This is a genomic window from Limimaricola sp. G21655-S1, from assembly GCF_027213785.1.
Lineage (GTDB): Bacteria > Pseudomonadota > Alphaproteobacteria > Rhodobacterales > Rhodobacteraceae > Limimaricola.
Window position 1 is genome coordinate 42,210 of record NZ_JAPWGO010000016.1, and the last position, 14,869, is coordinate 57,078.

15 protein-coding genes are annotated in these 14,869 nt (G+C 66.4%); 9 read left to right on the forward strand and 6 right to left on the reverse strand.

What is annotated here, in order from left to right; translation table 11 throughout:
• Positions 1 to 56: 56 nt before the first annotated feature.
• The 7 genes from O4G76_RS15075 to O4G76_RS15105 are packed head-to-tail and all read left to right on the forward strand — an operon-like array spanning position 57 to position 4,037.
• On the forward strand, positions 57 to 410 hold the full coding sequence (locus O4G76_RS15075) for an Mth938-like domain-containing protein (protein ID WP_269398095.1): 354 nt from the start codon (positions 57 to 59) through the stop codon (positions 408 to 410).
• Positions 407 to 1,027 (forward strand): heme ABC exporter ATP-binding protein CcmA, encoded by a 621-nt coding sequence (gene ccmA / locus O4G76_RS15080; protein ID WP_269398139.1) that lies wholly within the window; start codon positions 407 to 409, stop codon positions 1,025 to 1,027. Before O4G76_RS15075 ends, ccmA begins: the two co-directional genes overlap by 4 nt.
• On the forward strand, positions 1,024 to 1,680 hold the full coding sequence (gene ccmB / locus O4G76_RS15085) for a heme exporter protein CcmB (RefSeq protein WP_085897470.1): 657 nt from the start codon (positions 1,024 to 1,026) through the stop codon (positions 1,678 to 1,680). The genes ccmA and ccmB overlap by 4 nt, the downstream gene beginning before the upstream one ends.
• Positions 1,681 to 1,726: 46 nt before the next feature.
• Positions 1,727 to 2,470, forward strand: coding sequence for a heme ABC transporter permease CcmC (ccmC, locus tag O4G76_RS15090; RefSeq protein ID WP_269398096.1), 744 nt, complete (start codon positions 1,727 to 1,729; stop codon positions 2,468 to 2,470).
• Positions 2,467 to 2,613 carry a heme exporter protein CcmD gene (ccmD, locus tag O4G76_RS15095; RefSeq protein WP_242665620.1) on the forward strand — a complete coding sequence of 49 codons (147 nt, stop codon included), beginning with the start codon at positions 2,467 to 2,469 and terminating at the stop codon, positions 2,611 to 2,613. Before ccmC ends, ccmD begins: the two co-directional genes overlap by 4 nt.
• The gene (locus O4G76_RS15100; protein WP_269398097.1) at positions 2,606 to 3,142 is read left to right on the forward strand and encodes a DsbE family thiol:disulfide interchange protein; all 537 of its coding nucleotides are present in this window, start codon (positions 2,606 to 2,608) and stop codon (positions 3,140 to 3,142) included. Before ccmD ends, O4G76_RS15100 begins: the two co-directional genes overlap by 8 nt.
• Before the next feature lie 46 nt (positions 3,143 to 3,188).
• Positions 3,189 to 4,037 carry a c-type cytochrome gene (locus O4G76_RS15105; RefSeq protein WP_269398098.1) on the forward strand — a complete coding sequence of 283 codons (849 nt, stop codon included), beginning with the start codon at positions 3,189 to 3,191 and terminating at the stop codon, positions 4,035 to 4,037.
• A 105-nt stretch (positions 4,038 to 4,142) separates the two neighbouring features.
• On the opposite strand, the gene acnA is transcribed toward O4G76_RS15105, so the two are convergent.
• Entirely contained in the window at positions 4,143 to 6,923 is a 2,781-nt protein-coding gene (gene acnA, locus O4G76_RS15110; RefSeq protein ID WP_269398099.1) for an aconitate hydratase AcnA, read from the reverse strand.
• A 219-nt stretch (positions 6,924 to 7,142) separates the two neighbouring features.
• Here acnA and O4G76_RS15115 point away from each other — a divergent pair, with 219 nt between their 5' ends.
• A complete protein-coding gene (locus O4G76_RS15115) occupies positions 7,143 to 7,838 on the forward strand; it encodes a thioredoxin family protein (protein ID WP_269398100.1) in 696 nt (231 codons plus the stop codon).
• Here O4G76_RS15115 and O4G76_RS15120 read toward each other — a convergent pair.
• Complete coding sequence (locus O4G76_RS15120) at positions 7,835 to 8,728, reverse strand: lysophospholipid acyltransferase family protein (RefSeq protein ID WP_269398101.1); 894 nt, start codon at positions 8,726 to 8,728, stop codon at positions 7,835 to 7,837. The genes O4G76_RS15115 and O4G76_RS15120 overlap by 4 nt on opposite strands.
• A gap of 81 nt (positions 8,729 to 8,809) precedes the next feature.
• Positions 8,810 to 9,880, reverse strand: a complete 1,071-nt coding sequence (locus O4G76_RS15125; protein ID WP_269398102.1) for a FliG C-terminal domain-containing protein — start codon at positions 9,878 to 9,880, stop codon at positions 8,810 to 8,812.
• A 358-nt stretch (positions 9,881 to 10,238) separates the two neighbouring features.
• Between O4G76_RS15125 and O4G76_RS15130 the strand changes: the two genes are divergently transcribed.
• Positions 10,239 to 10,838 (forward strand): LuxR family transcriptional regulator, encoded by a 600-nt coding sequence (locus tag O4G76_RS15130; protein WP_085897462.1) that lies wholly within the window; start codon positions 10,239 to 10,241, stop codon positions 10,836 to 10,838.
• Between the two features lie 35 nt (positions 10,839 to 10,873).
• Here O4G76_RS15130 and purB read toward each other — a convergent pair whose 3' ends face one another.
• The 3 genes from purB to glnA form a co-directional block, all read right to left on the reverse strand.
• On the reverse strand, positions 10,874 to 12,175 hold the full coding sequence (purB, locus tag O4G76_RS15135; RefSeq protein ID WP_269398103.1) for an adenylosuccinate lyase: 1,302 nt from the start codon (positions 12,173 to 12,175) through the stop codon (positions 10,874 to 10,876).
• Positions 12,176 to 12,290: 115 nt separating this feature from the next.
• Complete coding sequence (locus O4G76_RS15140; protein ID WP_269398104.1) at positions 12,291 to 13,145, reverse strand: hypothetical protein; 855 nt, start codon at positions 13,143 to 13,145, stop codon at positions 12,291 to 12,293.
• A gap of 255 nt (positions 13,146 to 13,400) precedes the next feature.
• Positions 13,401 to 14,807 carry a type I glutamate--ammonia ligase gene (gene glnA / locus O4G76_RS15145; protein ID WP_085897459.1) on the reverse strand — a complete coding sequence of 469 codons (1,407 nt, stop codon included), beginning with the start codon at positions 14,805 to 14,807 and terminating at the stop codon, positions 13,401 to 13,403.
• Positions 14,808 to 14,869: the final 62 nt, after the last annotated feature.

Genomic DNA, 14,869 nt, shown 5'->3' on the forward strand with positions numbered 1-14,869 from the left:
CAGGTCGCGGCGTCGGATCTGCGTATTTTGGGAAAGATGAAGGGGGAGGCGCGGCCATGCGGTTGACCGAGATCGACTACGACGACTCGATGCCCATCGACGGCTACGGTCCGGGCTACTTCCGGATCGGCGGCAAGGTGGTCGAGGGCGCGGTGACGCTCGCGCCGACCGGTCTCAGGAGCTGGGGCGGTTACGAGGACCTCGACGCCGTTCTGGCGCTCGTGGGTCGCGTCGACGTGCTCTTCGTCGGCACCGGCGCCGAGATCGCCCATGCGCCACGTACATTCCGCGACCGGCTGGAGGAGGCGGGGATCGGCGTCGAGACCATGGCCACGCCGGCCGCCTGCCGCACATACAACGTGCTCTTGTCGGAGGGGCGGCGCGTCGCGGTCGCGCTGCTGCCGGTCTGACCGACCTCGTCGTCACCGACCTCGCGGTCGAGCGCGGCGGCATGCCGGTGCTCACCGGCGTGTCGTTCCGCCTCTCGCCGGGGCAGGGCCTCGTACTGCGCGGCGCCAATGGCATTGGCAAGACGACGCTCCTGCGAACCATCGCGGGGCTTCAACCACAGCTCTCCGGCCAGATCGCGGGTGCGGGGGAGCGCGCCGGATATGCCAGCCACGCCGACGGCATCAAGCCCGCGCTCACCGTCGCCGAGACGCTGCGCTTCTGGGCCGATCTCTACCGCACCGAGTTGCCCGCTGACGTGTTCGAACTCTTCGATCTCGAGGATCTGCGGGATCGTCCGGCCGGGACGCTTTCGGCCGGGCAGGGCCGCAGGCTCGGCCTTGCCCGGCTCGCGGTGATCGGCCGCGAGGTGCTGCTGCTCGACGAACCCACCGTTTCGCTCGACGCTTTTTCCGTAAAGCGCTTTGCGTTTTTCCTGCGGGATCGCCATCTCGTGCGTGGCGGTATCGCCGTGATCGCTACCCATATCGATCTCGGCCTCGATCTCCCGGTTCTGGATCTGACGCCGCACCGTGCCGCGCTGGAGGCGCAGGGTGGCTCCGACGAGGCGTTCCTGTGAGAGCACTTCTCGCGCGAGATCTGCGGCTCGCCGTGCGCGCCGGTGGCGGCTTCGGCCTCGGCCTTGCCTTCTTTCTCATCGTGGTGGTGCTGGTGCCATTCGGCGTGGGGCCGGAAACGGCGATACTCGCGCGCATCGCGCCGGGCATCCTGTGGGTCGCGGCGTTGCTCGCGGCACTCCTGTCGCTCGATCGGATCTTCGCACTCGATCACGAGGATGGCTCGCTGCCGCTTCTCGCCACGGCGCCGCTGCCGCTGGAGATGCTGGCGCTGGCCAAGGCTCTGGCGCACTGGATCACCACCGGGCTGCCACTTGTCGTCGCGGCGCCGCTGCTGGGCGTGCTGCTGCATCTGCCGGGAGAGGCGATGCCTTGGCTGCTGGTGTCGCTGGCCATCGGTACCCCGGCGCTGTCGCTGATCGGGACCTTCGGTGCCGCTCTGACCGTGGGGCTGCGCCGGGGTGGCCTCCTGCTGTCGCTGATCGTGCTGCCGCTCTACGTGCCGATCCTCATCTTCGGCGCCGAGGCGGCCCGACGCGGGGCCGAGGGCCTGCCGGCGGCCACGCCGCTCATGCTGCTCGCGGGCATCGGGCTGGGCTGTGCGGCCTTGCTGCCATTCGCCACGGCCGCCGCGCTACGGGTCACGTTGCGTTGACGCAGCCGGGCATTGAGCCGTCTTGCGCGGCAGGATAGGAAAAGTCATGTCGATCTGGTCCTACGCCAATCCGAGGAAGTTCCTCGACACGACGGCCCCTTGGGTGCCGTGGCTCATGTGGCTCGCCGCCGCCGTTCTGGCGGTCGGGCTGGTCTGGGGATTCTTCTTCACGCCCGAGGCCGAGCGTTTCGGCTCCTCGGTGAAGATCATCTACCTGCATGTCCCCTCGGCGCTGATGGCGATCAATGCCTGGCTGATGATGCTCGTGGCCTCGCTGATCTGGCTGATCCGCAGGCATCACGTCAGCGCGCTTGCGGCCCGTGCGGCGGCGCCGGTAGGCATGGTGATGACGGTGATCGCGCTGATCACCGGCGCGATCTGGGGCCAGCCGATGTGGGGCACATGGTGGGCTTGGGACCCGCGGCTGACCTCGTTCCTGATCCTGTTCCTGTTCTATCTCGGCTACATCGCGCTCTGGACCGCGATTCCCGACCCCGACAGCGCCGCCGATCTGACATCGGTGCTCTGCCTCGTCGGCTCGGTCTTCGCGATCCTGTCGCGATACGCCGTGAACTTCTGGAACCAGGGGCTGCATCAGGGCGCCTCGCTGTCGCTCGACAAGCAGGAGAACGTGGCCGACGTGTTCTGGGTGCCGCTGCTCGTCTGCATGGCAGGCTTCGTGTTGCTGTTCCTCGCGTTGGTGCTGTTGCGCACCGGCACCGAGATCCGCGCCCGCCGCATCGCGGCCCTGCGGGCCCGCGCCCGCCGGGTCGAGCCGGTGCGCGCATGATGGATCTGGGCAAATACGCGGCCGAGGTGATCTCGGCCTGGGGCATCAGCCTCGCGGCGCTGGCAGGTCTGGTCTGGTGGAGCGTCAGGCGCGACCGCAAGGTTCGGGCCGAACTGGAAAGGACCGAGCGCGACCATGGCTAGGATCTCGCCCCTGATCATCCTGCCCCCGGCGATCTTCGCGGCGCTGGCCGGGTTATTCGCCGCCGGCATGCTGCGCGACAACCCCGACGAGCTGCCGTCGGCCCTGATCGGCCGCGAGGCGCCGTTGACCGAAACGGGAACCCTGTCCGGCAAGCCACCTTTCGATCCGGCCGTGCTCGCCGATGGCGAGGTCAAGCTGGTGAACTTCTGGGCCAGCTGGTGCGCGCCTTGCCGGGTCGAGCATCCGAACCTCGCGGAACTGGCCGAGGGCGGGCTGCCGGTCTACGGCATCAACTACAAGGACGATCCGCGGAACGCGGCGGCCTTTCTCGCCGAGCTGGGCGACCCCTACAAGGCCATCGGCACAGATGACGGCCGCGTGGCGCGCGATTGGGGTGTCTATGGCGTGCCGGAAACCTTCGTCGTCGATGGCGAGGGACGAATCCTCGAACGCATGGCCGGTCCGGTGACCCAGCGCGCCATCACCGATCGGTTGCAGCCCGCGCTGGAACAGGCTGCCTCTAGGTAAACTCACGCCCGCGTGATACGCTCCCGCCAATCATGGGGAGTTTGTCATGAAGGTTTCCGGTTTCCTGAGTTCGTCCCTCATTTTCGCCGCTACGGGGGGTCTGGCCGAACCGACGCTCGAACGCGGGACCTATCTCGTCGAGGGGCCTGCCGCCTGCGGCAATTGCCACAGTCCGATGGGACCCGAGGGACCACTGCCCGACATGCATCTCTCCGGTCGCTTGGTCGAGGAAACGCTCGATTTTACCGCAATCGCGCCGAATATCACGCCCGCGAGCCGTGTGGCGGAGTGGTCCGACGCGGAACTCGCCCGCGCGATCCGCGAGGGCATCCGTCCCGATGGTAGCGTGATCGGTCCGCCGATGCCGATCCCGCTCTATCGCGGGCTGTCGGATGATGACGTAATGAGCATGGTGATCTATCTGCGGCAGGTCCCGGCCGTGGAGAACGACCCGGGCGAAAGCCGCTACGACATTCCGCTACCGCCTAGCTACGGCCCCCCGGTGGAGAGCGCGAGCGCGCCCGATCGCGGGGCAACGGTGGAGTACGGTGCCTATCTGGCGGGGCCCGTGGCGCATTGCATCGAATGCCACTCGCCGATGGGTCCGCAGGGCCCGATGAGCGACACGCATACCGGTGCGGGCGGGTTCGAATTCCATGGGCCGTGGGGCACTGTGATCTCGCCCAATATCACTTCCGGCGAGGACGGCGTCGCGGAGTATTCGGACGAGGATCTGAGGGCGATGATCACCCAGGGACTGCGCCCGGACGGCGAACGGATGTCGCCACCGATGCCCTATGCCAACTATGCCAGGATGACGGAGGAGGATCTGGACGCCGTCATCGCCTATCTGCGGCAGTTGCCACCGTTGCCCGACGGCGCCGGGTTGGAGTAGCGGAAGGAAACGGTCGATTTCATTCCATGTTCGCAGATTCCCGAAGAAAAACCGCCCCGGCCATCGGCCGGGGCGGTCTGTTTCCGCGCCGCGATCCGAAACGGATCAGGCGGCCGACTGCGCGAGGTTGCGCAGCACGTAGTGCAGCACGCCGCCGTTCTTGATGTAGTCGATCTCCACCGCCGTATCGATCCGGCAGCGCAGCGTAACCTCCTTGGTCGAGCCGTCACCCATGGTGATCGTCGCCGTCACTTCCTGCAACGGCTTCACGTCGGAGAGGCCCTTGATCGATACGCTCTCCTCGCCGGTGAGGGCCAGCGACTTGCGGGTGTCGCCGCCGGTGAACTCAAACGGGATCACGCCCATGCCGACGAGGTTCGAGCGGTGGATGCGCTCGAAGTTCTCGGCGATGACCGCCTTCACGCCCAGAAGGGCGGTGCCCTTCGCGGCCCAGTCGCGCGAGGAGCCTGCGCCGTACTGCTCGCCGCCGAAGATGACGAGCGGCTTGCCCTGTTCCTGCCACGCCATGGCGGCGTCGTAGATCGCCATCTGGCTGCCGTCGGGACCCTTGGTGTAGCCGCCTTCGACCCCGTCCAGCATCTCGTTGCGGATGCGGATGTTGGCGAAGGTACCGCGCATCATCACCTCGTGGTTGCCGCGGCGGCTACCATAGGAGTTGAACTCGCGGACCGGCACCTGCCGCTCGACCAGGTACTTGCCGGCCGGGGTGGTCTCCTTGAAGGAGCCGGCGGGCGAGATGTGGTCGGTCGTCACCATGTCGCCGAGGATCGCCAGAACGCGGGCGTCCTCGATGTCGTGGATCTGGCCCGGCTCCTTGGACATGTTCTGGAAATAGGGCGGGTTCTGCACGTAGGTCGAGGTCGCGGGCCAGTCATAGGTCTCGCTGTCGGGGGTCTCGACCGACTGCCACTTCTCGTCGCCCTTGAAGACGTCGGCGTATTTCTCCTGGAACGCTTCGCGGGTGACGGTCTTCTCGACAAGCTGGGCGATCTCGGACTGCGACGGCCAGATGTCCTTGAGGTAGACGTCGTTGCCGTTCTTGTCCTGACCCAGCGGCTCGCGGGTGATGTCGACATTCATGTCGCCGACCAGCGCGTAGGCCACCACAAGCGGCGGTGAGGCGAGGTAGTTGGCGCGCACGTCGGGGCTGATCCGGCCCTCGAAGTTGCGGTTGCCCGAGAGCACCGAGGTGGCGATCAGGTCGTTGTCGTTGATCGCCTTGGAGATCTCGGCCTCGAGCGGGCCCGAGTTGCCGATGCAGGTGGTGCAGCCGTAGCCGACGAGGTTGAAGCCGATCGCGTCGAGATCGTCCTGCAGCCCGGCCGCTTCGAGATAGTGCGACACGACCTGGCTGCCCGGTGCCAGCGAGGTCTTGACCCACGGCTTGCGGTTCAGCCCCAGCTCGCGCGCCTTGCGGGCAACGAGACCCGCGCCGATCATCACGTAGGGGTTCGAGGTGTTGGTGCAGGACGTGATCGAGGCGATCACGATCGAGCCGTCATGCATCTGGTAATGGCCGTCCTCGGTCTCCACGAAGCCGCGCTTGTGATGGCCCTCGTCGCCGGGGATGTCGACCGGCTCGGGCTGGCCGCCTTCACCTTCCCAGCGGATCTCGGAATTGGCCGAGGTGTCCTCGCCCTTGCGCTGGCCCTTCACGTATTCGCCGAAGGCACGAGCGGCCTCGTCGAGCGCGATGTGGTCCTGCGGGCGCTTCGGACCCGAAATGGCGGGAACGACGGTGCCCATGTCGAGCTCGAGCGTGTCGGTGTAGACCGGCTCGTAGCCCTTGTCGCGCCACATGCCGTTTTCCTTGGCATAGGCCTCGACCAGCGCGATGCGATCCTTGTCGCGGCCGGTCTGCTCCATGTAGCGCAGCGTTTCCTGATCGATCGGGAAGAAGCCGCAGGTGGCGCCGTATTCGGGAGCCATGTTGCCGATCGTGGCACGGTCGGCCAGCGGCACGTTGTCGAGGCCGTCGCCGTAGAATTCGACGAACTTGCCGACCACGCCCTTCTCGCGCAGCATCTTCACGACGCGCAGCACGAGGTCGGTGGCGGTGGTGCCCTCGACCATCTTGCCGGTCAGCTTGAAGCCGATGACCTCGGGGATCAGCATCGAGATCGGCTGGCCTAGCATTGCGGCCTCGGCCTCGATGCCGCCCACGCCCCAGCCGAGAACGGCCGCGCCGTTGACCATGGTGGTGTGGCTGTCGGTGCCGACGAGCGTGTCCGGATAGGCCACTTCCTCACCGTTCTGGTCCTTGTCCGACCAGACCACCTGCGCGAGGTATTCGAGGTTCACCTGGTGGCAGATACCGGTGCCCGGCGGCACCACGCGGAAGTTCTGGAACGCCTTCTGGCCCCACTTCAGGAACTGGTAACGCTCGATGTTGCGCTCGTATTCGCGGTCGACGTTCATCTGGAACGCGCGCGGGTTGCCGAACTCGTCGATCATCACCGAGTGGTCGATCACCAGATCGACCGGGTTGAGCGGGTTGATCAGCTGCGCGTCGCCGCCCAGCGCCTTGATGCCGTCGCGCATCGCGGCGAGGTCGACCACCGCCGGAACGCCGGTGAAGTCCTGCATCAGCACGCGGGCCGGGCGGTAGGCGATCTCGCGGGGGTTCTTGCCGCCATTGGCGCCCCACTCGGCAAAGGCCTTGATGTCGTCGGTCGAGACGGAGAAACCGCCATCCTCGAAGCGCAGCAGGTTCTCCAGCACCACCTTGAGCGCGGCCGGCAGGCGATCGAAATCGCCCAGGCCCGCCTCGGTGGCGGCGGGAATCGAGTAATACGACAGGCTCTGCGACCCGACCGTGAGCTTCCGGCGGGTCTTGGCGCTGTCCTGGCCAACTTGAATCGGCATGAAGTGTCCCTTCTGGCTGCGAGCTGTGGGTCTGGCCCCGGTTCTGCCGCAACGGCAGCAGGCGATCAAGGCCGTCGCCGTCTATGTATACAACGGCACACAAATGTCCAGATGCGGCCGCCTCGCGTTTCGCGCACGTCGCTCTCGCGGCGGCTTGATTGGCAAGGAGGGGCGGAACCGCTTAGACCGGACAGGGTAATTTCGGATTGGAGAGAAGGCATGCGCGGATTCTTGGCGGCTTTGGTCAGCGCGGCCTGTCTTGCCTTCACTCCGGTCCGGGCCGAGTCGCCGGTGGTGATCGAGCTGTTCACCTCGCAGGGCTGTTCGAGCTGCCCGCCCGCCGACCAGATGGTGCGCGACCTTGCCACGCGGGAAGACGTCATCGCACTGGGGCTGCATGTCGATTACTGGGACTATATCGGCTGGGCCGACAGCTTTGCCCAACCGGGCTTCACCAAGCGTCAGAAGGCCTATGCTGCCGCCGTGGGCGAACGGATGGTCTATACGCCGCAATTCGTGGTCGGCGGTGTCGAGCGGATCGTCGGGGCCAAGCCGATGAAGGTGATGGAAGCGGTGATGAACCACGCCGAGATGCCCGCGACGGTGACGATGCAGGCCAAGCGCGATGGCGGGCTGCTGCGAATCAAGGCGCGACGCATGACCGATCATACGGAACCGCTGATGGTGCAGCTCGTGCGTTTCATGCCCGAGGCAAAGGTCTCGATCAAGAATGGCGAGAATGCGGGGCACGATCTGACCTATGCCAATATCGTGACGTCATGGGGTCTGCTGGTGCGATGGAGCGGAACCGAGGATCTCGAAATCGAGACGCCGATCGAGGGCGACCAGCCCGGCGCCGTGATCGTTCAGGAAGAGGGGCCGGGCGCGATCCTCGCTGCGGCGCGGCTGCCCTAGCGGCGGGCTGCCTTCCACCGGTTGTGCACCCAGAACCATTGTCCGGGATCGCGCCTCACCCGCGTCTCGAGCCGGGCGGTCGCCTCGCGCATCATGTCGAGCGGTGCGTCATGTGGAATCGGGGCCTCGACCGCCACATCGAATGAGATGCCGTCGGCGCGACGGGTGCCGTAATACGGCACGAGCAGCGCATCGAAGCGCCGCGCAAGCTCGGCGGCGGTCAGCGCGGTGCGGGCGGGCCGACCCAGGAAATCGATCTCGACGCCACCGCGGTCGTGCAGGTCGAACAGGATCGTCGCCATGCCGCCCGCCTTGAGATGGCGCAGGAACCCGGTCAGACCGCGACGCCCTTTTGCGAAAACCGGCCCCGACACGTCCTGCATCGTCGCCGCGTAGTGGTCGTTGACGAAGCGGTTCGACATTTCGCGATAGAGCCCGCCGATGTCGTAGCCCATGCCGGTGAGCACGCGCCGGGGCGCTTCGTGATTGCCGAAATGCCCGGTGACGAAGATCACCGGACGGCCTTCGGCGCGGGCACGCGCAACCGCTTCCATGCCATCGGATTGCTGCGGTTCGGAGGGCAGGGCGCGGGCGAACTCGGCTCCCGAGTAGTTCTCGATCAGGGTACGCCCGAGATTGTCGCAGACCGCGCGCGCAAGGGTGGCGCGGCGCTCGGGTGCGAGGTCGGGCCAGATCAGCGCGAGATTTGCGCTGGCGCGGCGGCGATAGCCCGCGAGGGGTCCGATCGCGCGCGCGGTGAGCGCCCCCATCGCTGCGACGCGCCGCTCGTAGGGCAGGGCCATCACGGTGCCGATCGCGGCACGCAGGGCCAGATCGACCGCCCGATCGGCGGGGCCACGCCCCGAGGGTCTTGCCGTGTCGCCTGCCATGGCCGCTCCGCTATCCTGACGCTGCCCCTCATTGGCCATAGGACGGGGAGGGCCGAAAGCCAAGATGCGCCCCGCGAGGCACTAGCCCATGGCGTCGTCGGGTTCCGGCGAGACGAGCGTGATTTCGCCGGCATCGGCGGCGGCGCGTATGGCGCCGGTGATCTCGCTCATCGCCGCCTCGGCCTCGATCAGGCGAATCTCGCCGCGTTCGGCGATCTCGTCTCGCAGCCCTTGGGCCATGCGTTGCGAGATGTTGTCGAGCAGATGCGCGGCGGCGGTGGCGAAACCGCCGCCCTGGGCCAGTGCCGCCGCGAGAGCGGTGATCAGCACCGGTTGTTCGATCCGGCGCAATATGGCCGGTGCGTCCGAAGCCGCGAGCCGGTCGGGAATGTCGCCGAAGGTGAAGATGGATCGGCGTACATCGCGCGCGAAATCGGGATCATCGGCCTCGAGACCGTCCAGCACGGTGTCGCGTGTGGCGCTGCCGCTGGAATTGAGGATTTCGCCCAGCCGGTCGGGTGCCGGATCTGCGAAGGCATGGTGCGCCGGGCGGCAATGCTCGGTTGCCAAGGCCGCGCCGATCCGCTCGACTGCGTCGGGTGCGATGGTCGAGGTCTGCGACATCGCATGGGTGATCCGGCGGGCCCGTTCCCCCGGTAGCAATCCAAGCAGTTCCGCAGCCTTGGCGACCGGCAGCTTCGACAGGGTGACCGCCGCGATCTCTGCGCATTCGCCGGTCATCAGCGGTACCAGATCGGGGCAGGGCAGCGCCGTCAGTCGCGCCCATGAATCGTCGCTAGAGGGCGGTCCGGTCTCGGCCCGCAACCGCGCCGCCGTCGCCGGGCTGATCCGTCCGTCGAGCGCGGCCAGAACCCCGTCCATGCCGCGTGGTGCAGCGAGGCCCAGCCCTTCGATGCGGTCGGAGAATTCCGCCGCCACGGCGGCCAGCGTCGTACGATCGACGAGGCGAAGGGCCCCCAGTTCGCGAGTCAGGCTGATCTGCACCTCCTCCGGCAAGGCGGCCAGATCGAGCTTGCGCCCCTCGGCGATCGCCAGTTGCACCACCATCGCGGCCTTGCGACGACGACTCAGGTCGCGGCTGCCGCTGACCGGGCGAGCCCCGGCAGGATCTATGGGCTGGGGGGCTGACACGGATGCGGTCTCCTGATGCGGTCGGTTCGAACGTCATAGAAGATCTGGGTAAACAGGTGGTTCTCAGTTCGTTCCAAAGATGACCCCGAGTCATGATGTCCCGAAGGTTCTCGACGATGTCGCCATTTCAGGCGAAATAGGCCACGGCGCTATCGAAGTGTTCAGATCCGTAGTGTAATCCACTTGAGGTGAAGCAATTCCCGACCGATACTGTATGTATTGGGCAAGTTCGTTTATGCAGTCTGAAGTCGCGTTTCCGAGGTCTTGTCCGGGAGGCTCGTCCTGGGGAGGACTGAAGATCGAACTTGGCACGATGAGCGGACCGATCGCGACCATGCAGCTGGAACGGGTCCATTAAATGAGCGTCTCGATCGATAGCGAGCTGCTCGGTCGCTTGGCGCCGGTTGGTCACTACCTTGCCTTGCGGATCGGCTTCGCGTTCCCGCTCGAAGAATATAACAACCTGCCTCAGCCCTGGATCGACCTCTATACGTCCGAGCGGTTCCTGCTCGACGATCCGGCGATCCGTTGGGCCTATGCCAACGAGGGGATCGCGCGCTGGAGCGCGCTCGACGACCCGCTCGGCATCTTCGCGAAGGCCTGGCGGCTGGGGCTGCGTCACGGCGCGGTCGCGTCGGTCTCGGACGAGGAGAGCGGGCTGCGCTCCTACGGCATCTTCTTGCGCGAGGACCGCGAGTTCAGCGATCGCGAACTGGGCGTGCTGCACGGCATGTTGCTGACCCTGCATGAGAGGGCGGCACCGCCGACCAACCTGACGCAAGCCGAGATCGAGGTGCTGCGGATGGTCAAGAACGGCTACCGGCTCAAGCAGATCGCCCATGCGCTGGGCGTGACCGAGGGGGCGATCAAGCAGCGCCTGAAGAATGCCCGGACGAAGCTCGGCGCCTCGACGGCCACGCAGGCCGCGACACTGGCCTCGGGCTTCGGCCTGATCTGAAGAAGGCGGCGGGCCGAAGCCCGCCGCATGAGGCTTTAGCCGAACACGCGCGCGAAGATCGTGTCGACATGCTTGGTGTGATAGCCGAGGTCGAACTTCTCCTCGATCTGTTCGGGCGTCAGCGCCGCCGTCACTTCGGGGTCGGCCAGAAGCTCGGTCTTGAAATCGGCGCCCTGTTCCCAGACCCGCATCGCGTTGCGCTGCACCAGACGGTAGGCGTCCTCGCGGCTCACGCCCGCCTGCGTCAGCGCCAGCAGGACCCGCTGGCTCATCACCAGACCGCGGAACTTATTCATGTTGTCGAGCATGTGCCGCGGGTAGATCACCAGCTTTTCAATCACGCCCGCGAGGCGGTTCAGAGCAAAGTCGAGCGTCACCGTGGTGTCGGGGCCGATCGCCCGCTCGACCGAGGAGTGCGAGATGTCGCGCTCGTGCCAGAGCGTGACGTTCTCCATCGCTGGCACCACCGACATGCGCACCAGACGGGCGAGGCCGGTCAGGTTCTCGGTCAGCACCGGGTTGCGCTTGTGCGGCATGGCCGAGGACCCCTTCTGGCCCTTGGAGAAGAACTCCTCCGCTTCGAGGACTTCCGTCCGCTGCATGTGGCGGATCTCGGTGGCGATGTTCTCCATCGACGAGGCGATCACGCCCAGCGTGGCAAAGAACATGGCATGGCGATCGCGCGGGATCACCTGGGTCGAGATCGGTTCGGGCTTGAGGCCCATCTTGGCGCAGACATGCTCCTCGACGCGCGGATCGACATTGGCGAAGGTGCCGACCGCGCCCGAGATGGCGCCGGTGGCGATCTCGTCGCGGGCGTTCCGGAGCCGGGCGAGACCGCGATCCATCTCGGCGTAGAAACGCGCAAAGGTCAGCCCCATGGTGGTCGGCTCGGCATGGATGCCGTGGGACCGACCGATACGGACCGTGTCCTTGTGCTCGATCGCGCGCGCCTTGAGCGCGGCCAGAACGCGCTCCATGTCGGCGATCAGCAGGTCGGCGGCACGGGTAAGCTGTACGTTGAAAGTGGTGTCGAGCACGTCCGACGAGGTCATGCCCTGATGCACGAAGCGGGCCTGGTCCGAGCCCACATGCTCGGCGAGATGGGTCAGGAAGGCGATGACGTCGTGCTTTGTTACGGCCTCGATCTCGTCGATGCGCGCGACGTCGAACTCGACATCCTTCGCCTTCCAAACAGCGTCGGCATTCTCGCGCGGGATCACGCCCAGATCGGCCATCGCGTCGCCCGCATGGGCCTCGATCTCGTACCAGATGCGGAACTTGGTGGCGGGTTCCCAGATGGCGGTCATCTCGGGGCGGGAATAGCGGGGGATCATCGGCGCTCTCTTCGATCGGGGAAGGGTACGCCGGGGTCATAGGGGCATGGGGACGGGCGCACAAGGTCGCCGGATGACCCGGCGGCACTGTCCGCGCGCCCCCAACTGCGAAGGGTCAGATTCCGGGGATCACCGGGCCCAGCGCCGCGCCATGCGCGCCCAGTGTCAGGATCACCCCCGCCACCGCGGCGCTGTTGGATCGCTTGCGCAGTCCCGGCAGGGACAGCCCGAGAATGCTGCGCGGCCGACGCTCGGCCAGTGCCTCGTCCTTGGTGGGCTCCAGCGCCTCGCGGATGCGCTGCATCTCCTCGACCATGGGATGCGCGGCCGCCGGCATGTCGTTGGCCGGCCGTACCCGCTCGGCCGTGGTGCGCAGCTTCGGCCGCTCGGTGCGGTAGCTCGGGCGCTCGGGCCGGCGCGGTCGCAGCGGGCGTGTTTCCGGCACTTCGGGCGCCAGTTCCGAGACCTGCTCCGCGGTCTCGGCATCGAAGCGGGCCAGCATCCGGTCGATCTCGTGCTCGGTGGCATGCAGCCCGGGCCGGGCCGGGTCGAGACCGGGCAACTCGTCGATCATCGCGTCGATCATCTCGACGCTGGCCGCGCGGGGGCTGGTCTTCCACAGCATCCGGTCGGACATGAAGCGCGCGTTGATCCGGTCGGCGAGCAGCCGGGTGATCGTGCCTTGGTGGCTCGCGATGCCGACCTGGCAATCACCGCTCTCGGCGGCGCCGACGCCGATCGACAGGCAGGCGGCGTACCGGCCGGGAAGCATCTGGGTGTAGGCGAGGATGATGCGGGCATTGTCGAGGTCGAAGACAGCGACGTCCTCGTGATCCCAGTTCAACCCGCAATCGCGGGCAGGACCGTCGTTGAGCGCCGTGCGCAGGTCGTCGACCAGGTTGGGGAAGTCGAGTTCGGGAGCGGCGCGGAACAGAAGCTGGGCAACGGTACTGGTGATCGGGTCTGGCATGGACCGGTCTCCAAGATGAGTCGGCACGTGGGCCGCGTGAGTGGTTCCTTTCATCCATGTTTAGGAATTGTGTTCCCGCTGAGCGCGAACCGGGGAATTAGCAAGATCGCGACGCTGGAACTGCCCTCTCACCGCCGCAATTCGGCCCCGATACGTGGCGTCAGGCGCCGCCTTGTCGCTCGACCCGGCGCGATCGCAACGCAAACGGGGCGCCGATTGGCGCCCCGCATGGTCTTGAAATGGCGGCTGAAACGATCAGCAGCTGTAGTAGAGCTTGTACTCGACCGGGTGCGGCGTGTGCTCGTAGGCGTAGACCTCTTCCCACTTGAGCGCCATGTAGCCTTCGAGCTGGTCGCGGGTGAACACGTCACCGGCAAGCAGGAACTCGTGATCGGCTTCCAGCGCCTCGAGCGCCTCGCGCAGCGAACCACAGACCGTCGGGATCTGCGCCAGCTCTTCGGGCGGCAGGTCGTAGAGGTCCTTGTCCGAGGACGGGCCCGGATCGATCTTGTTCTTGATGCCGTCGAGGCCGGCCATCAGCAGCGCCGAGAAGGCGAGGTAGGGGTTCGCGGCCGGGTCGGGGAAACGGGCCTCGACGCGCTTGGCCTTCGGGCTTTCCGACCACGGGATCCGGACGCAGCCCGAGCGGTTGCGAGCCGAGTAGGCGCGCAGCACCGGGGCTTCGAAGCCCGGGATCAGGCGCTTGTAGCTGTTGGTGGTCGGGTTGGTGATCGCGTTGAGCGCCTTGGCGTGCTTCAGGATGCCGCCGATGAAGTAGAGCGCTTCCTGGCTCAGATCGGCATACTTGTCGCCGGCGAAGAGCGGCTTGCCGTCCTTCCAGATCGACATGTTGACGTGCATGCCCGAGCCGTTGTCGCCCGAGATCGGCTTCGGCATGAAGGTCGCCGACTTGCCGTAGGCCTGGGCCACGTTGTGGATCACGTATTTGTACTTCTGGATCTCGTCGGCCTGATGCGTCAGCGTGCCGAAGATCAGGCCCAGCTCGTGCTGGCACGACGCCACCTCATGGTGGTGCTTGTCGACCTTCATGCCCATGCGCTTCATGGTCGAGAGCATCTCGCCGCGCATGTCCTGCGCGTCGTCGATCGGGTTGACCGGGAAGTAGCCGCCCTTGACGCCCGGACGATGGCCGGTGTTGCCGACCTCGTACTCGGTGTCGGTGTTCCAGGCGCCGTCGATCGCGTCGACCGAGAAGGAGACCTTGTTCGAGGTCACGGCGAAGCGGACGTCGTCGAAAATGAAGAACTCGGCCTCGGGGCCCATATAGGCGGTGTCGCCGATGCCGCTCGACTTCAGGTAGGCTTCGGCCTTCAACGCGGTGCCGCGCGGGTCGCGGTCATAGGGCTCGCCGGTGTCGGGCTCGACCACGGTGCAGTGGAGGCACAGCGTCTTCTCGGCGTAGAACGGGTCGATATAGGCGCTGTCATTGGCGGGCATCAGCTTCATGTCGGACTGGTCGATCGACTTCCAGCCGGCGATCGAGGAGCCGTCGAACATGAAGCCTTCTTCGAGGAAGTCCTCGTCGACGAGGTCGGCGACCACGGTGACGTGCTGCAGCTTGCCCTTGGGGTCGGTGAAACGGATGTCGACGTATTCGACCTCCTCGTCCTTCATCATCTTCAGAAGCTTGGAGCTGTCCATCTCAATGCTTTCCTTGTTTATCTCGTGTTCGTGAAAAGGGGTCGCCCCCCGCGGCGCGCGAC

Excerpts from the sequence above, each read along its gene's own strand:
- O4G76_RS15105 (WP_269398098.1), top strand. The coding sequence starts at position 3,189 with ATGAAGGTTTCCGGTTTCCTGAGTTCGTCCCTCATTTTCGCCGCTACG.
- O4G76_RS15115 (WP_269398100.1), top strand. The coding sequence starts at position 7,143 with ATGCGCGGATTCTTGGCGGCTTTGGTCAGCGCGGCCTGTCTTGCCTTC.
- ccmD (WP_242665620.1), top strand. The coding sequence starts at position 2,467 with ATGATGGATCTGGGCAAATACGCGGCCGAGGTGATCTCGGCCTGGGGC.
- ccmC (WP_269398096.1), top strand. The coding sequence starts at position 1,727 with ATGTCGATCTGGTCCTACGCCAATCCGAGGAAGTTCCTCGACACGACG.
- O4G76_RS15075 (WP_269398095.1), top strand. The coding sequence starts at position 57 with ATGCGGTTGACCGAGATCGACTACGACGACTCGATGCCCATCGACGGC.
- O4G76_RS15130 (WP_085897462.1), top strand. The coding sequence starts at position 10,239 with ATGAGCGTCTCGATCGATAGCGAGCTGCTCGGTCGCTTGGCGCCGGTT.
- purB (WP_269398103.1), bottom strand. The coding sequence starts at position 12,175 with ATGATCCCCCGCTATTCCCGCCCCGAGATGACCGCCATCTGGGAACCC.
- O4G76_RS15120 (WP_269398101.1), bottom strand. The coding sequence starts at position 8,728 with ATGGCAGGCGACACGGCAAGACCCTCGGGGCGTGGCCCCGCCGATCGG.
- glnA (WP_085897459.1), bottom strand. The coding sequence starts at position 14,807 with ATGGACAGCTCCAAGCTTCTGAAGATGATGAAGGACGAGGAGGTCGAA.
- acnA (WP_269398099.1), bottom strand. The coding sequence starts at position 6,923 with ATGCCGATTCAAGTTGGCCAGGACAGCGCCAAGACCCGCCGGAAGCTC.
- O4G76_RS15100 (WP_269398097.1), top strand. The coding sequence starts at position 2,606 with ATGGCTAGGATCTCGCCCCTGATCATCCTGCCCCCGGCGATCTTCGCG.
- O4G76_RS15140 (WP_269398104.1), bottom strand. The coding sequence starts at position 13,145 with ATGCCAGACCCGATCACCAGTACCGTTGCCCAGCTTCTGTTCCGCGCC.